We start from the raw sequence: 14,855 nt of genomic DNA on the forward strand, positions 1-14,855 counted from the left end.
TTTTTGCAAGAGAATATAATCCCCGGCTCGGTATGAAAGTCGAAATTCAGGAGAAGCGGGAGATGAGGGTTCGAGCAGCAGCAGGGGCGGCGCTTGCCGTGTGGTGTATGTCGGGTCCGGCCGTGGCCGCGGGCTACGCCGAGGTGTGGAATCCGCCCGAGGAAACCGGACACATCACGAAGCAGGCCGGGAAAAAGACCGGGACAGCCACCGGAGCCAAGTCTACTGCTGGCTCGAAAGGAGCTTCAAAGGCCGCTCCCAAACCTATGGCAGGCGCTGGGCACGCTGCACCGAGCGTTGCGTCGGCACATGGCAACAAGCCCTCGGCGCACGGAAGCATCAGGAAGGTGGCGGCCAGCGGCGTCACGAAGAGCAAGACCCAGGCAGCAGGCACGAACAAGACCCAAAGGAAAGCGGCCGGCATGACGCAGAGTAAAAAGCCGCACGCACAGGTCGTTCAGGCAAAACCGGGGCAGGGCAAAGTCGTGCACGCCAATCATCTGGTTCAACGCAGGACAGCTCATCCGCAGGCGGTCAAAGTCACGGCGAAATCCGATGCCGCAAAACCGGCTGCATCTCGCGTGAATGTGCCGGCTCCGTCGGCAAACCCGGTGGCATCCGCGAAAGTTGATGCCAATCCGGCGAATGCATCGAGCAATCCCGCTACGGCCAGCAGCGGCTCGCTGCCGCCGATCATCCACTGATTTCGAACTCAGGCTCGTCTCTGCGCTACGTCATGATGAGCCGCGTTGTGCTGCTGATGAATGCTTCACGCGCCACAGTATGGTCTCACGCAGCTAGGCAACAGCTGTTCATGAACAGATACCTCAAGCGCTCGCCAACCCATTAGTGACCAGCCGCAACGTTTCCGCCGACCGCTCGTCCCTGACCCGCGAATGCAGCGTGACGCGCGATTCCGGTAGCAGCGGCAAGCCCAGCCGCGGGCCGACATCGACCAGACCGCGCGGTGCGACCCGGCGCGCCAGCGGCGACACCGCGAGCCCCGCCGCGACGGCTGCGCCGACAGCCGCCACCCCGCCGCCAACGAACACCTCCTGCCACCCAATGCCGGCCTGCGCGAGCGTTCGCAGCGCCACATCGCGCACATTGCACGGCGGGCTCAACAGCGCCAGCGCCAACGGCTCGCCGACTCGCGGCAACCACGCCGGCGTGGCGAGCCAGCCGAGCGGTTCGGTAAATAGCGCCTGCGCGTCGGCGCGCGGCGGTTCGTCGGCGCCATAGCGGATGATCACCGCGTCGAGGCGCCGTTCGTCGAATTGTGCGAGCAGCGCGGCGGAGGTGCCCAGATGCAATTCGATCACCAGTCCCGGATCGTGCGCATTGAGCCTGCCGAGCAAAAGCGGCAAGTCCGGCCCCGCGACGTGCTCGCTGAGCCCCAGCGCGAGCCGCCGGCGCTCCACCGACAGCGAACCCAGCGCGCGTTCATGCGCGTTGAGCAGCTCGCGTGCGGCGCTCAGGAACGCGTTGCCGTCCGCGGAAAGGCGCACGGCCCGCGGCGTACGCTCCAGTAATTGCTTGCCGAGATGAGCCTCCAGCCGTTTGAGCTTCAGGCTGACGGCCGATTGCGTGGTGTCGAGCGCGTCTGCGGCACGCGTGAAGCTGTGCAGGTCGGCGACCAGAACGAACGCGCGGACGGCATCGAGATCGAGAACTTTCATTTCAAACCAATATAGATGAAATCATCAACGATGTCTGTTTATTATGATTGGGCGAGCCTAACCTGTGTTGACCCAATCAACGCAACCAAGGAGTTTTCATCATGCCGATCACCCGAATTGCATTGCGCGCAGGCAAGCCCGTCGAATACCGGAAGGCGCTGACGGAGAGCATCCAGCGTTCGCTGGTGGGAACATTCAACGTGCCGAAAGACGACATCTTCATGCTGATCACCGAGCATGAAGCCGGCAATTTTGTGTATGACAACCAGTACTTGAACGTCGAGCGAAGCGACGACCTCGTGATCATTCAGATCACCCTGAACAACACGCGCACGCTTGATCAGAAAAAGACGCTTTACAAGCGGATGGCGGACGAACTGGCGGAGTCGCCGGGGCTGCGACGAGAGGATGTTTTCATTAATCTCGTCGAGGTATTGAAGGAAAACTGGTCGTTCGGCAACGGGATTGCGCAGTACGCGCTGTGAGTGCCATGTCTGCCCGATAGCGCGAATGCCGGGTGCGCTATCGGGCGGCCATGCCGCCCGTCGTTCGTCAGAAACGTCAGAAACGCGGCACGGTTACGCGATGGTATCGATCACGCCGCCGTCCACGCGCAGCGCCGCGCCGGTGGTTGCCGAAGCCTGCGGCGAGCAGACGTAGACGACCATGTTGGCCACTTCCTCGGTGGTGGCCGCTCGCTGGATGATCGAACTGCTGCGATGCTCGCGCACGAACTCCGTGGCGACCTGTTCGACCGTTTTGCCCTGCTGTCTGGCCGTCTCTTCCACCATCGCCCGCAAGCCGTCGGACAGGGTCGGTCCGGGCAGCACGGCATTCACGGTCACGCCGCTGCCGGCGGCGTGCTTGGCGATGCCGCGCGCAATGCTCAACTGCGCGGTCTTCGAAAAGCCGTAAGCGAGCATGTCCGGCGGAATATTCAGCGCAGACTCGGACGAGATGAACACCACGCGGCCCCATTTGCGCTCCATCATTCCTTTGAGGTAGTGGCGCGTGAGCCGCACGCCCGACATCACGTTCACCTGGAAGTAGCGCTCCCAGTCGTCGTCTGCGGTGGAGAAGATGTCACCGGGGCCGAAGACGCCCAGGTTGTTCACGAGAATGTCCGCCTGCGGCACGGCTTTGATCAACGCGTCGCAGCCCTGCGGCGTGCCGAGGTCGCCCGCGAAACCTTGCAGATCCGCTTGCGGCGCGCTCTTGCGGATCGCCTTGATCGCGCGGTCCACCGCGTCCTGCTTGCGTCCGTTGATGATGGTCCGCGCACCCGATGCGGCAATGCCGGTGGCGATCGCAAAGCCGATGCCCGCCGTGGATGCACTGACGATCGCCGTCTTGCCCGATAGATCGATGTTCACTGTCTTGCTCCTCGTTGAAGTTGCGGCGAACCGGCCAAGGCCGGCCGAGCCGAAAAATGCAAAGGGACTGGTGTTCGAAGCGTCGAACGGAAAGTATCCCACCTATCCGCATGCGAGGTCGGCTGGGTGCGCGGCAGGAGCGCGGGTCTGCGTCGTTATAATGATTTGTCGTCATTTTCGCGGTCGCTGGCCGCTTCCCGCTATGACATTGCACCGCACCGATCCTTCCCGCGAAACCCTCGAACTCGGCGGCTCCGTGTGGTTTCAGGCGGGCGCGCAGACGCTCGGCGGCGCGTCGCGGATCGCGCTGCTCGCGGCGATCGGCAAGACCGGCTCGATCACCAGCGCGGCCAAAGCGGTCGGCATGAGCTACAAAGGCGCGTGGGATGCGATCGACACGATGAACAACCTCGCCGGCGAGCCTCTCGTGGTGCGCCTGACGGGCGGCAAAGGCGGTGGCGGCACCACCCTCACGCCACGCGCCGTGAAGCTGATCGAGACGTTTCGCGCGGTGGAACGCGAGCACCGGCGCTTTCTCGAACGCGCGGGCGCGGCGATCGAAGGGTTCGCGACCGACTGGGATCTGATCGGCCGCATCGGCGTGAAGACGAGCGCGCGCAATCAGCTTTATGGCACGGTGTCGGCAATCACGCGCGGCACCGTCAACGACGAAGTCACACTCGTGCTGCCCGGCGGCCATGCGATCGTCTCCGTCATCACGCATGAAAGCACCGAAACGCTCGGCCTCGTCGAGGGTGCGGCGGCGTTCGCGTTGATCAAGGCGTCGTGGGTCGTGCTGTTCGTCGACAACGAAAGCGGCCTGCCGCTCAAACTCTCGGCGCGCAATCAGTTGCGCGGCACGGTACAAAGCGTGAAGCGCGGCGCGGTCAATGCCGAGGTGTCGCTGGTGCTGGCGGGCGGCGCGGTGATCACCGCGGTCGTCACCAATGAAAGCGTCGACACGCTCGGATTCGTGGAAGGCGGCCGCGCCGTGGCCGCGTTCAAGGCGTCGAGTGTGATACTCGGTGTGAAGGACTGAGCGGGCGAGATGTTCGCGCCTTCTTTGAAGGATTGAGCGCGGCAAGCGCCCAGTTCGGCGTCAAGGGAACGGGTAGCGTCCGAAAGATCCGCGGTTGAAACTCAGGGCTCGCTGCGCGCGTAGCCGGCGAACGGCTGATTCTCGCGCACTTGGCCATTGTTGACCTGCACGACCTGATCGCCGAAGGCGGCGACATCGTCGGGATCGTGTGTGATCAGGACCATTGGGATATCGAGCCGCGTTTGCAGCTCGGACAGCTCGCGGCGCATGCGCTCACGCAGGGCGCTGTCGAGCGCCGAAAACGGCTCGTCCAGTAGCAGCAACCGAGGTTGCGCGACGAGCGCTCGCGCCAGCGCCACCCGCTGCTTTTGCCCACCGGAAAGCTGCGCCGGATGATTGCCGGCCACGCTCTTCAATTCCAGCGCATCCAGCCAGTAATCGATCTGCGGATGCGAGATCCGCGCACGCGGATTGAGCCAGCCGTGCTGCAAGCCGAAGCCGATGTTCTGCCGCACGTTCAGATGCGGAAATAGCGCGAAGTCCTGAAACAGATAGGCGACCTTGCGCGCTTGCGGCTTCAGATCGATGCCGCGCGCGCTGTCGAACAGCGCGTTGCCATGCAGCGTGATCGTGCCTTCGTCGGGGCGTAGCAGGCCCGCAATAGCCTGCAACGTCAGACTCTTGCCCGCGCCGGATGGTCCGAACAGCACGACGCGCTGCGAGGTGGCCTGGAACGCGACGTCGAGCGTGAAGCGGCGCTCGGCGCTCTGGAAGGTCTTGCGGATGTCGACGGCAAGCAGCATATCAACCGGACTTCAGGAGCGTGTGCTGCGGCACGAGGCGCCCCGCGAGCAACAGGATCACGACGCACGTCACCGAAGTCACGAGCACGAGGAAATTCGCGGTGCTGTCGTCGCCCGCCTGCACGGCTGAATAGACCGCCACGGAAAGCGTCTGCGTGCGTCCCGGCAGATTGCCCGCGATCATCAGCGTCGCGCCGAATTCACCGAGCGCCCGGGCGAACGCCAGCAGGCCGCCGGCGAGAATGCCGCGCGCGGCGAGCGGCAGCGTGACGCGAAAGAATACGGCCGTTTCGCTGACGCCGAGCGTGCGCGCCGCCTGTTCGAGTTGCGGATCGACGGCTTCGAAAGCGGCGCGCGCGGACTTCAGCACGAGCGGAAAGGCCACCACGGTCGACGCGATCACCGCGCCCTGCCAGGTGAACACCAACTGAATGTCGAAGCGGTCGAGCCAACTGCCGATCACGCCGCGCCGTCCGAGCAGGACCAGCAGGTAATAGCCGAGCACGGTGGGCGGCATGACGAGCGGGAGCATCAGCAGCGAATCGACCACGTCGCGCGCGCCGGAGCGCCAGCGCGACAGACCCAGGCCCGCCGCGACGCCGAACACCAGATTGAGCGCGGTCGCCCAGCCCGCCACTTTTAGCGACAGCAGGAGCGGGATCCAGGCCTGTTGCATGAGCGTGCGCCGTGTCGTGAAGTTAATGTGCGGGCTTGAAGCCGTATCTGGCGAGCACGGACTGTCCGGCCGGCGACAGCACGAAGTTGATGAACGCCTGTGCGTCCGCGGCGTGGTGGCTGCCTTCCACTTGCGCGATCGGATAGGTGACCGGCGTTTGCGTCGGCACGTTCATTGCGACCTTGACCTTGTCCGGCATGACGGCGGCGTCGGTGCTGAACACGAAGCCGGCGTCGACTTCGCCACGCGATACATAGTCGAGGCTTTGACGTACGTTCGACGCCAGCACGGCTTTCGCGCTCACGGCGTCCCATACGCCCGCAGCCTGCAGCGCGCCCTGTGCGTAACGGCCGATCGGCACGGAAGCCGGATCGCCGTACGCGACACGCTTAACGCTCGCCGATGTCAGATCGTTCAGGCTTGTCGGCGCAAAACGGCTGTCCGTCGGCACGATCAGCACCAGCGAATTGGCGGCGAAGTCCTTGCGTGAGGCCGGTACGATCACTTTTTCGGCGACGGCCTTGTCCATTGCCTTCTGGTCCGCGGATGCGAACACGTCGGCGGGCGCGCCTTTGACGATCTGCTGCATCAGCACGTCGGAGGCACCGAAGTTCAGCAGCACCTTGGTGCCCGGATGCTGCTGCTCGAACACTTCGCTGACCGCCTTGAACGCGTTGGTCAGGCTGGCGGCGGCGGAGACCACCAGTTCGTCGGCGCGCGCATTGACGCTGACGGCGACGGAGACGACGCTGGCGACGAACAGCGCTTGCTTTAAAAGGCGGCGGGCGAGTGTCATAAAGGTCAGGAGGTCCGGGGAAACCGGATCAGTGGGTTAAAATGCTATCGTAATATATGAAAGGTTATAACGGTGGCCCACGATCGTTATTCAGCCGCGCACCTCAGGCGGTTCGTTCTACAGCGGAAGAGGATTCAGGCGCGGGACGAATGCGGCGGCGCCAGCGTATTGAGTGTTTGCGACAACGGCGCCGTGGCCGGACGGACATCGCGCACGGCTTTCCACTTCGCGCGAATGAACGGCCGGTCGTGACCGGACACTTTCAGGGCGATATGCGTGACCCAGCGCTGCGTCGGCACGTGCACGCCGTGCATGACCAGCGCGAGCACCATCATGCTGGCAGCGACTGGCAGCGCCGACAGCCGGCCTGGCTCGGCATGCCACGCGAGACGGACGAACACCAGCGCCGCCAGCGCGCCGGTCAGACAGCCGGTAATGGCTTCCGACGGCGAATGCGCGCTCAGCACCACCCGCGACAACCCCACCGCGATTCCCGCGGCAAGGCCGAGCACCACGCCGATCAGGCGAATGGCCGGACGCGCCGGCAACAGCATGAGGAACAGCACGACCGGATAGACGGCAGTGGACAACATGGCGTGGCCGCTTACGCCGGTAAAGTCCAGTTCGCGTACGCCGACACCCCAGCCGAGAAACGCCAGCTTCGTTACGGTCACGATGCCAATGGCCGCGCCAAGCAGCAGCAGCCAGCCCGCGGCCATGCGCCAGGTATAGCCGACCGCCAGCCACAACGCGATGGCGAACGCGAGCGGCAGCGTGAGGCCGGCGCCGCCGAGGTTGGTGATCGAATACCAGAGGTGGGCAGGTAAATCGGGCATGGCAAAAAGCGCGACCCAGGCCGCGTAGAATCGGGTTGGTAATGAGATAACGCGCGAGAGTCGCAACTCGCCGACTTTGAACAAGCCCGCACGTCGGAGATTCAACCGCCAGTATAGACGGGTGCTGCAGCGCGGTCGCGCCGCGCGCGAGGCTTTTTGCTGTTGGGCGTGGGCTGCCGAACAAGCGGCAGCCGGGCGTTGCACAGGTTTGACGTCAGCTTTGCAGCAAGGTTCGCCGCGCGGCAATTTCGGTAGAGGGATGATGCGTCCGGGTTCCAGCATCGCATGAGGATTGGTGTTATTGTGCATTGCACAACGAAATTCTGTTCTACCGAACGGACCCTGTCCCTTTTTGCGAGGTTATCCGCCGATGGCAAAAAGTCTATCGAAAATCTGGCTGCGCGGTTTCAAGCGGCTGCTCGCGATTCAAACCGAGCACGCTCGCACAACCACCAAGCGCACCACGACGCGACCGGCCCGGGCCGCCGCCGCCAAGCCGTCCACCAAGGTTCGTCCGCTCAAGCCGGCAGCGGCGGTGCGTGCGCCCGCCAAGCGCGAAGCGCCGCGCGCCGCCGCTCGCGAATCGCGTGTGCGTCCGCGTGCGTCGGCGTGGGCGAGCGGCTCGTGGACGCGCTCGTTCCACTCCGCGCCTGCCGCACCCGGTCGGCTCGTCAATCATCTTCAGTACGGCTTGTATGTGCCGGCGGGCCACGCGCTCGAGGCCATGCCGCTGGTGGTGATGCTGCACGGCTGCACGCAGTCGATCGATGAATTCGCCGAAGGTACGCGGATGAACGTGCTGGCCGACCGTTTCGGCTTTGCCGTGGTTTATCCGGAACAGTCGAAGCATGTGCATTCGCATCGCTGCTGGCATTGGTACGACGCCGGCGAAAGCGCCGGCGGGGCCGAAGCGCGCGCAGTGGTTTCGCTGGTGGACGCGCTGGTCGCGCAGTACGGTTTCGACGGCGAGCGAGTGTACGTCGCTGGAATCTCTGCTGGCGCGGGACTGACGGCGCTGCTGGCCGTCAAGTACCCCGAGCGCTTCGCGGCGGTCGCGCTGCATTCCGGCCCCGCTTTCGGCGAGGCTCATTCCGGCATTACGGCGATGGACGTGATGCGGCGCGGTGCGCGCCGTGAGCCGGCCGAACTGGTCGACGAAGCCGCCAACGTTGCCAATTATCCGGGCATGCCTGCCATCATCATCCACGGCGACGCCGACCATGTGGTCGCACCGGTCAATGCGGACCAGTTGGCGGTGCAGTTTCTGCGCCTGAATCGCATCGTCGATGAAACCGGCGCGCGCAAATCCGGCGAAGTGCGCGAAGAGCGCAAGGGCGGCGTGGTCATGCGCGATTACGTGCGCGGCGGGCGGCGCATCGTGCGACTCTGTCGTGTGCAAGGGCTCGCTCATGCCTGGAGCGGCGGCGACGACGCGGTGCCGTTTCATTCCGCCAAAGGTCCGGATGCCAGCGCCATGGTGTGGGAGTTTTTCAGGCATCAGCGTCGCACGGGCGCCGGTCATATCGCGGAAGGCGCTACCACAGCCGCCACCGCAGGCGCGCGGTGACATGGGAACAACACTTCGGAAAATGAATGCTGGTGCGTAACTAGGGTTTTCCCTATAATACGGGTTATCCCTTAGGAGTTAACACCTAAATTCATTGTCGAGGTCGACCATGTATCTGCTTAGCCGCCTGTTTCTGTTTCTGACCAAGTCGCCCGATCAACTCGCGAAAGAACGCGCCGACGCATTCCTCGCTGAAGCAACCGATCTGTACGATCTGGAATTCCGCATGCGCAAGCTCGACCGCGAGGCAAATGTTCGCCAACCGTCGTGGATGAGCCAGCAGCACTAAACTGCGCAAGTTAAAAGCATCGGCGCGTATCGAGACGCCGGTGTTTCGGGGTGAAGCACCCAAGTTGTCGCAGATCGTCGCTAGCGCTCAGACAGCCGCATTCAATTGCCGCAACGCGTGGTTCAACACTGCGGCGAACACCACCCCAAGCTGAAAAAAACGTATCAACAAGTCCGCCTGCCCAACCGTTTGTTTAAGCAGGCGCGAGCAGCGCCGGCAATCGGCTCATCCTTGAGTCTTCTTCAGACGTGCCGACGCGAACAAAGCAAGGCGAAGCGACGTAAGCGGGCGCTCACTTGCCAAAGCGAGCCAGCGTGCGCGCCCTTGCTTCGGCGTGGTCCACGATCGGTGCCGGATAGTCTTTGCCCAACACCACACCGCATTCGGCGAGCCGTTCCGCGCCCGCCAGCCAGGGCGCATGAATCCACTTCGATGGCAGTTTCGCGAGTTGAGGCAAATAGCGCTTGATAAAGCGTCCTTCGGCGTCGAATTTTTCGGACTGCGTGACCGGATTGAAAATCCGGAAGTAGGGCTGCGCATCGCATCCCGTCGAAGCGGCCCATTGCCAGCCGCCGTTATTCGCCGAGAAATCGAAGTCGTTTAACTGTTCAGCGAAGTACCGCTCGCCGAGCCGCCAGTCCACGCCCAGATCCTTGACCAGAAAACTCGCCGTCACCATCCGCAGGCGGTTGTGCATGTAGCCCGTGCGGTTCAGTTGCAGCATGGCGGCGTCGACCAGCGGGTAGCCCGTGCGTCCATCGCACCATGCGGCGAACGCCTCGTCCGCTTCCGGGCCTTGCTCCCAGCGCAACCGGTCGTATTCCTCCTTGAACGACGCGCCGCGCGCCAGCCGCGGATGATGCGCGAGGATCATGAAGTAGAAGTCCCGCCAGATCAGCTCGGACAGCCACGTCGCCGAGCCTTGCCCGTCAGGTTGCAGCGACAATTCGTGGGCGAGGCGCGCGAGTGTGCGAATCGAGACTGTACCGAAGCGCAGATGTATCGACAGATAGCTCGGGCCCTTGGCGGCGGGAAAGTCGCGCCGGTCCGCGTAGCTGTCGATGCGGGTCATGAAGTCGTCGAGCAGACGCTGCGCGCCGCTCATGCCTGTGGGCAGGCTCAACTCGCCCAGGTTGCTCGGCGCGAAGCCGAGTTGTTCGAGCGTCGGCAACTGGCGATCGAGCCTCGACGGCAAGGCGGCCAGATGCTTCGCGTACGTTTCCACGGGATACGGCTTCAGATCGAAGGTACTCAGTTGCCTGAGCCATGCGTTCCTGTACGGTGTGAACACCGTGAACGGTTTGCTCTGGCCGGTCAGCACCTCGTCACGCTCGAAAATCACCTGATCCTTGAACGTCAGCCACTGGCGTCCGGCTTCGGCAAGCTGCTCCCGTACCGTCTCGTCGCGCTCGATTGCGACCGGCTCGTAGTCGTGATTCGCGAAAACCGCGTCCGCGCCGAGTTCATCGGCCAGCGTTGGCACCAGGTCGGCCGGATTGCCGTACAGCACGATCAGACCGCCGCCATCGGTGCGCAGTGCCTCGTCCAGTTCGCCAAGCGCCGCGAGAATGAACTCGATGCGCCGGTCCTGCGGCTGTGTGTCCGGATGACGGGCGTGCCAGGCGTCGACCAGCGGTTGCAGGATCGTCGTGTCGAACACGAATACGCACCACACGCGCTCGCAATGCTTGAGCGCGTAGTAGAGCGCGGCGTTGTCCGTGTTGCGCAGGTCGCGGCGAAGCCAGACCAGCCCGGTATCGAAGGTGTCGTTCAGTCGTCGGACGCGTGTCATCAGGGAGGTGGATCGTTGAAACAGGGCGGATGACTGCGCTTTGGCCAACCGCAAGCGCAGCGAGCAACGGCACGACCCCTGTTGCACATTGCATGCCGCGTCCGCAAATTAGCACAGCGCCCGCCCCTATTGTGCAGGGTGCGGGCGCTGTCTTTGGCAGGCGACGCGGTTTTCCGCGCCGCTTTAGCGATTCTTTAGCGCGGCATCGAGGCCGTAGCTTAGGCGATTTGCAGACGGACCGCGACGTTGTTGCGCGTGGCGTTCGAGTACGGGCAAACCTGATGCGCCGCGTCGACCAGTTCCTTTGCCGCGTTTGCGTCGAGACCCGGCAGCGAGACGCGCAGGTCGATATCAAGCGCGAAGCCGCCCTTGTCATTCGGACCAATGCCGACTTCCGCGGTGACTTGCGTGTCTACCGGCAAAGCCTGTTTGTGCTGGCCGGCGACAAACTTCATTGCGCTCAGGAAACACGCCGAGTAGCCAGCCGCGAACAGTTGTTCTGGATTCGTACCCGCCGCGCCGGTGCCGCCGAGTTCGCGCGGTGCCGCCAGTTTCACGTCCAATGCATTGTCCGACGACACCGCACGGCCGTCGCGGCCACCGGTGCTTGTTGCGCTTGCTTTGTAGAGGATGTTCATGATGCTGCTCCTTTGTCTGGGTTGTCAGGATCTGCGTGTTTGCCGCTCGTTGCTGGCCTGCCGTTCCGGCAGAGCGCCAATTGAGCGGGCATGTGACAAAGATAGTGTACAAATCATTTGTGTGCAAATGATTTTTCGCATCGTAGCGATAGCACGCGTTTTGGAGCCGCTGGGCTAGCGGTCCATGTAATCGGTGAGCGTGCCGCGCAGGCGCGTCAGGTCGTCACGCAAACGCAGCAGAAATTCGGGTGTCTGCTGGGTCGCGCAGAAGATTTCGGCAGGCACTTCGCGCGCCTGGCGCTTGAGTGCCGAACCGGCCTTGGTGAGCCGGATGTACACGAGACGCTCGTCCTCAACGCCGCGTACCCGCTCCACCAGACCCTGAGCTTCGAGCCGCTTGAGCAGTGGCGTGACCGTCGCCGAATCGAGGTTCAGGCGTGCCGCCATATCTTTGACCGTGACGTCGTCGCTCTCCCACAGCACCAGCATCGCGAGATATTGCGGATACGTCAGGCCGAGTCTGTCGAGCAGCGGCTTGTACGCCTTCGTCATGGCGAGCGAGGTCGAGTAGAGGGCGAAGCAGAGTTGCTCGTCGAGCGTGAAGGGCAAAGCCGGGCGCTGGGTCATGATGCATCTCGCAAAAAGTAGCGTGCAAATCGATTGCGCGCAAACTATTGTGCCGCAAATTGGCGCACGCTGACGAGTGCGGTGAGGTATTCCTGGAGCGGCGAGGGCAAGCGTCGCGATGGGGATCGGCGCCGGGGCGGCCGCTAGAATAGCGGCCGCCCCGGAACGGGAATCAAGCCGCTGGCGTGGTCGGCAGGTCCGGAGTCTCGGGTGTCTGCACGCCGAAGCAGCCGCGATAGGTTGCATAGAACGAGCAGTACAGCATGGTCGTGACGATCATCGTGGCGGGCATCAGGACCGCGAACGCGAAGTCGCCGGCACCCAGCGCCTGCATCAGCGCGGACAGGCCGAGCGACACCGTTATCGCCACCGCGAACCATAGCGCGCCGAACACGACGAACGCGCCGCGGTTGCGCCAGCAACTGACGATGCTGAAGAACATTGCCTTGACGGGCGGCACGTCATGCCATGCGGTGAGAATCGGCGAGAACCAGAAAATCATTGCGACCGGAATGTAGAGCGCCAAAGCCGTGAGTACCGCCAGCGGAATATTGCTGTTGGCGATCGCGTCCTGGTCCATCGTGGCGCCACCGAGCATTACCTTCAGCAGCATGCCGCCGTCGGCCAGCGCCGAACCGGCCAGCACCAGCGCCATAGCGACGACATAGAGCACACCGAGCACCAGCAGCCGTTTGGCGACCACCGGCCCATACGAGTGAAAACCGTCCACCAGAATGGTCGGAAAGACCGGCTTGCCGGCGATCGTGTTGCGGCACGCCGCCATGAAACCGACTGCAACGCCCGGTATGAACGCCAGCGGCAGCACGCCACCGATCACCGGAATCTGCGAGACGAGCGTCATCACCAGCAGATAGGTGAAGAACAGCGTCAGGAACGCGAGCGGGTTCTTACGGAACAGCCAGATACCCTGCCGGAACCACACATAGCCGGCTTTCGCGGGGACTTCGATCAATTGCATGAGGTATGAATGCCTGGAAGTGCAACGCCGGACAGGCGTTCGCGCAGGATGCGCTCGAAATGGCCGGGATCGTGCGGTTTGAGCAACTCGGCCGCGCGCGGCAAATGGAAATCATACAGGCGCGAGACCCAGAAACGGTACGCGCCCGCGCGCAGCATGTCGCCCCAATGGCGGTTTTCTCCAGCGGTGAACGGGCGCACGGTCTGGTAGGCGCGCAGCATCGCTTCGGTGCGCGCTTCGTCGAGTTTGCCGGTGGCGAGGTCGACGCACCAGTCGTTGACCGTCACCGCCACGTCGAACAGCCACTTGTCGCAGCCCGCGAAATAGAAGTCGAAAAAACCGCCCAGGCGCACCTCGTGGCCCGTGCCGGGCGCGGCGTGGGCGAACATGGCATTGTCGCGGAACAGGTCGGCGTGGCATGGGCCTTCAGGCAGTGCGGCGTAATCGGCCGAGGCGAAAAAAGCTTCCTGGTACGCCAGTTCGGACGACAGCAGCTCGCGTTGCCCGCCTTCCAGAAACGGCAGGATGGTCGGCACGGTTTCCTTCCACCACGGCAGGCTGCGCAGATTCGGTTGATAGGCCGGGTAGTCGCGTCCTGCCAGATGCATGCGCGCGAGCATCTGTCCGACCTCGATGCAGTGCTCGACGCCCGGCGCCAGCTCCGGTGCGCCTTCGAGCTTGGTCACGATGGCGGCGGGCTTGCCTTGCAACAGGCCGAACAGGGCGCCGTCTTCGCGTGGCATGGGGTCCGGCACCGGCACGCGGTGCGCGGCCAGATGCCGCATGAGATCGAGATAGAACGGCAGTTGTTCGGCCGTCAGCTTTTCGAAGATCGTGAGGACGTATTCGCCGCGCGTTGTCGTCAGAAAGAAGTTGCTGTTCTCAATACCGGAGGAGATGCCACGAAATTCGACGACGTCGCCGAGATCGTAATGGCGCATCCATTCTGCAAGTTGGGGTTCAGTGACAGCGGTGAAGACAGCCATGCGGGAAACGTCAGATCAGGTTGGTCGGGCTGGCGCGGTGCGGCCAGTGCGATGTGCGGCAAATGCGGTATTGAAAATGTGTTCTCAGGAGCCGTGAAGCGCTGCGGCATTTCAAAGCCGTACCGCCAGGGTGAAACTCGCCAGCCAGGCTGACGCCCGGGACGACGCCTTGCAGGCGCGTGAATCCGGGCGGCGGCTTACTCCGGGGCGCCGCCCCGGTACGCATCAATAGGTCAGGTGCACCGACGGCAAACGCGTGCTCGCGCGGCCGTTGTCGCGTACGGTGGGCGACGTGTCGAGCGGCGCGCTCATCTGGTAGCGCGTGCCGAGGTTCGAATGCACGTTGATTTCGACGGGCTTGCCTTTGTCGCGGTATTCGGTGATTTCGGTGCCGTTGGCACTGCGTTCGTAAAAGCTCGGCGTGCGCGGAACGTTGATTTCGACCTTCGAGCTGACCTCCGCGGCCGGACGATTGATCTTCTCCAGGTCGGGCAGACCGGCCCGTTCATTGGCGGACTGGGGCGCGCCGGGGGGCGGAGTGTCATCGACAGGCTGGGCAGCCATCGCGGCGTTGCCAAAGGCGAGAGCCAGTGCAACGGCGACGGGAAGGAGCGGCTTCATGGTGATTCTCCGATAGGGTGCCCCGATTCTAGCAAATCCAGCCTGGCCATCGGGCGCGATCGCCTTATTTTGCGCCGCTTTCGCGCGGCGTGCCCGCAATCTTGCGAGCCGTGTGCCGGGGTGTGTCGGCGCGCCGCCAGGTCATTTGGCGATC

The 14,855-nt window shown here is 63.6% G+C and carries 17 protein-coding genes; 5 read left to right on the top strand and 12 right to left on the bottom strand.

Annotation, left to right across the window (positions count from 1 at the left end):
* Positions 1 to 122 precede the first annotated feature (122 nt).
* Entirely contained in the window at positions 123 to 704 is a 582-nt protein-coding gene (locus PDMSB3_RS21190) for a hypothetical protein (protein WP_327197032.1), read from the top strand.
* 123 nt (positions 705 to 827) lie between these two features.
* Here PDMSB3_RS21190 and PDMSB3_RS21195 read toward each other — a convergent pair whose 3' ends face one another.
* Entirely contained in the window at positions 828 to 1,679 is an 852-nt protein-coding gene (locus PDMSB3_RS21195; RefSeq protein WP_165187611.1) for a LysR family transcriptional regulator, read from the bottom strand.
* A gap of 101 nt (positions 1,680 to 1,780) precedes the next feature.
* On the opposite strand from PDMSB3_RS21195, the gene PDMSB3_RS21200 reads away from it, so the two are divergent.
* Positions 1,781 to 2,164, top strand: coding sequence for a tautomerase family protein (locus PDMSB3_RS21200; protein WP_165187612.1), 384 nt, complete (start codon positions 1,781 to 1,783; stop codon positions 2,162 to 2,164).
* Between the two features lie 93 nt (positions 2,165 to 2,257).
* On the opposite strand, the gene PDMSB3_RS21205 is transcribed toward PDMSB3_RS21200, so the two are convergent.
* Complete coding sequence (locus PDMSB3_RS21205) at positions 2,258 to 3,052, bottom strand: SDR family NAD(P)-dependent oxidoreductase (protein WP_165187614.1); 795 nt, start codon at positions 3,050 to 3,052, stop codon at positions 2,258 to 2,260.
* A 202-nt stretch (positions 3,053 to 3,254) separates the two neighbouring features.
* Between PDMSB3_RS21205 and PDMSB3_RS21210 the strand changes: the two genes are divergently transcribed.
* Complete coding sequence (locus tag PDMSB3_RS21210; protein ID WP_165187615.1) at positions 3,255 to 4,091, top strand: TOBE domain-containing protein; 837 nt, start codon at positions 3,255 to 3,257, stop codon at positions 4,089 to 4,091.
* A gap of 101 nt (positions 4,092 to 4,192) precedes the next feature.
* On the opposite strand, the gene PDMSB3_RS21215 is transcribed toward PDMSB3_RS21210, so the two are convergent.
* The 4 genes from PDMSB3_RS21215 to PDMSB3_RS21230 all read right to left on the bottom strand — a co-directional run bounded on the left by PDMSB3_RS21215 (position 4,193) and on the right by PDMSB3_RS21230 (position 7,202).
* Complete coding sequence (locus PDMSB3_RS21215) at positions 4,193 to 4,894, bottom strand: sulfate/molybdate ABC transporter ATP-binding protein (RefSeq protein WP_007178818.1); 702 nt, start codon at positions 4,892 to 4,894, stop codon at positions 4,193 to 4,195.
* Between the two features lies 1 nt (position 4,895).
* Positions 4,896 to 5,570, bottom strand: coding sequence for a molybdate ABC transporter permease subunit (gene modB, locus PDMSB3_RS21220; protein ID WP_007178819.1), 675 nt, complete (start codon positions 5,568 to 5,570; stop codon positions 4,896 to 4,898).
* A 22-nt stretch (positions 5,571 to 5,592) separates the two neighbouring features.
* Entirely contained in the window at positions 5,593 to 6,366 is a 774-nt protein-coding gene (modA, locus tag PDMSB3_RS21225) for a molybdate ABC transporter substrate-binding protein (protein ID WP_007178820.1), read from the bottom strand.
* A 134-nt stretch (positions 6,367 to 6,500) separates the two neighbouring features.
* Positions 6,501 to 7,202 (bottom strand): phosphatase PAP2 family protein, encoded by a 702-nt coding sequence (locus PDMSB3_RS21230; RefSeq protein WP_007178821.1) that lies wholly within the window; start codon positions 7,200 to 7,202, stop codon positions 6,501 to 6,503.
* Positions 7,203 to 7,572: 370 nt separating this feature from the next.
* On the opposite strand from PDMSB3_RS21230, the gene PDMSB3_RS21235 reads away from it, so the two are divergent.
* Together PDMSB3_RS21235 and PDMSB3_RS21240 are read left to right on the top strand one after the other, a co-directional pair.
* A complete protein-coding gene (locus tag PDMSB3_RS21235; protein WP_165187617.1) occupies positions 7,573 to 8,769 on the top strand; it encodes an extracellular catalytic domain type 1 short-chain-length polyhydroxyalkanoate depolymerase in 1,197 nt (398 codons plus the stop codon).
* A gap of 109 nt (positions 8,770 to 8,878) precedes the next feature.
* Entirely contained in the window at positions 8,879 to 9,058 is a 180-nt protein-coding gene (locus PDMSB3_RS21240) for a DUF3563 family protein (protein WP_007178823.1), read from the top strand.
* Positions 9,059 to 9,350: 292 nt separating this feature from the next.
* Here PDMSB3_RS21240 and PDMSB3_RS21245 read toward each other — a convergent pair whose 3' ends face one another.
* The 6 genes from PDMSB3_RS21245 to PDMSB3_RS21270 all read right to left on the bottom strand — a co-directional run bounded on the left by PDMSB3_RS21245 (position 9,351) and on the right by PDMSB3_RS21270 (position 14,701).
* The gene (locus tag PDMSB3_RS21245; RefSeq protein WP_007178824.1) at positions 9,351 to 10,850 is read right to left on the bottom strand and encodes a cryptochrome/photolyase family protein; all 1,500 of its coding nucleotides are present in this window, start codon (positions 10,848 to 10,850) and stop codon (positions 9,351 to 9,353) included.
* Positions 10,851 to 11,068: 218 nt separating this feature from the next.
* Positions 11,069 to 11,488, bottom strand: a complete 420-nt coding sequence (locus PDMSB3_RS21250; protein WP_165187618.1) for an organic hydroperoxide resistance protein — start codon at positions 11,486 to 11,488, stop codon at positions 11,069 to 11,071.
* Positions 11,489 to 11,662: 174 nt separating this feature from the next.
* On the bottom strand, positions 11,663 to 12,115 hold the full coding sequence (locus PDMSB3_RS21255) for a MarR family winged helix-turn-helix transcriptional regulator (protein ID WP_007178826.1): 453 nt from the start codon (positions 12,113 to 12,115) through the stop codon (positions 11,663 to 11,665).
* Positions 12,116 to 12,287: 172 nt separating this feature from the next.
* Positions 12,288 to 13,094: a BPSS1780 family membrane protein gene (locus PDMSB3_RS21260; protein ID WP_007178827.1), complete on the bottom strand. Its 807-nt coding sequence runs from the start codon at positions 13,092 to 13,094 to the stop codon at positions 12,288 to 12,290.
* Entirely contained in the window at positions 13,085 to 14,080 is a 996-nt protein-coding gene (locus PDMSB3_RS21265; protein ID WP_007178828.1) for a homoserine kinase, read from the bottom strand. The genes PDMSB3_RS21260 and PDMSB3_RS21265 overlap by 10 nt, the downstream gene beginning before the upstream one ends.
* A gap of 225 nt (positions 14,081 to 14,305) precedes the next feature.
* Positions 14,306 to 14,701 carry a hypothetical protein gene (locus PDMSB3_RS21270; RefSeq protein WP_007178829.1) on the bottom strand — a complete coding sequence of 132 codons (396 nt, stop codon included), beginning with the start codon at positions 14,699 to 14,701 and terminating at the stop codon, positions 14,306 to 14,308.
* Positions 14,702 to 14,855 lie beyond the last annotated feature (154 nt).

Source organism: Paraburkholderia dioscoreae (assembly GCF_902459535.1).
GTDB lineage: Bacteria > Pseudomonadota > Gammaproteobacteria > Burkholderiales > Burkholderiaceae > Paraburkholderia > Paraburkholderia dioscoreae.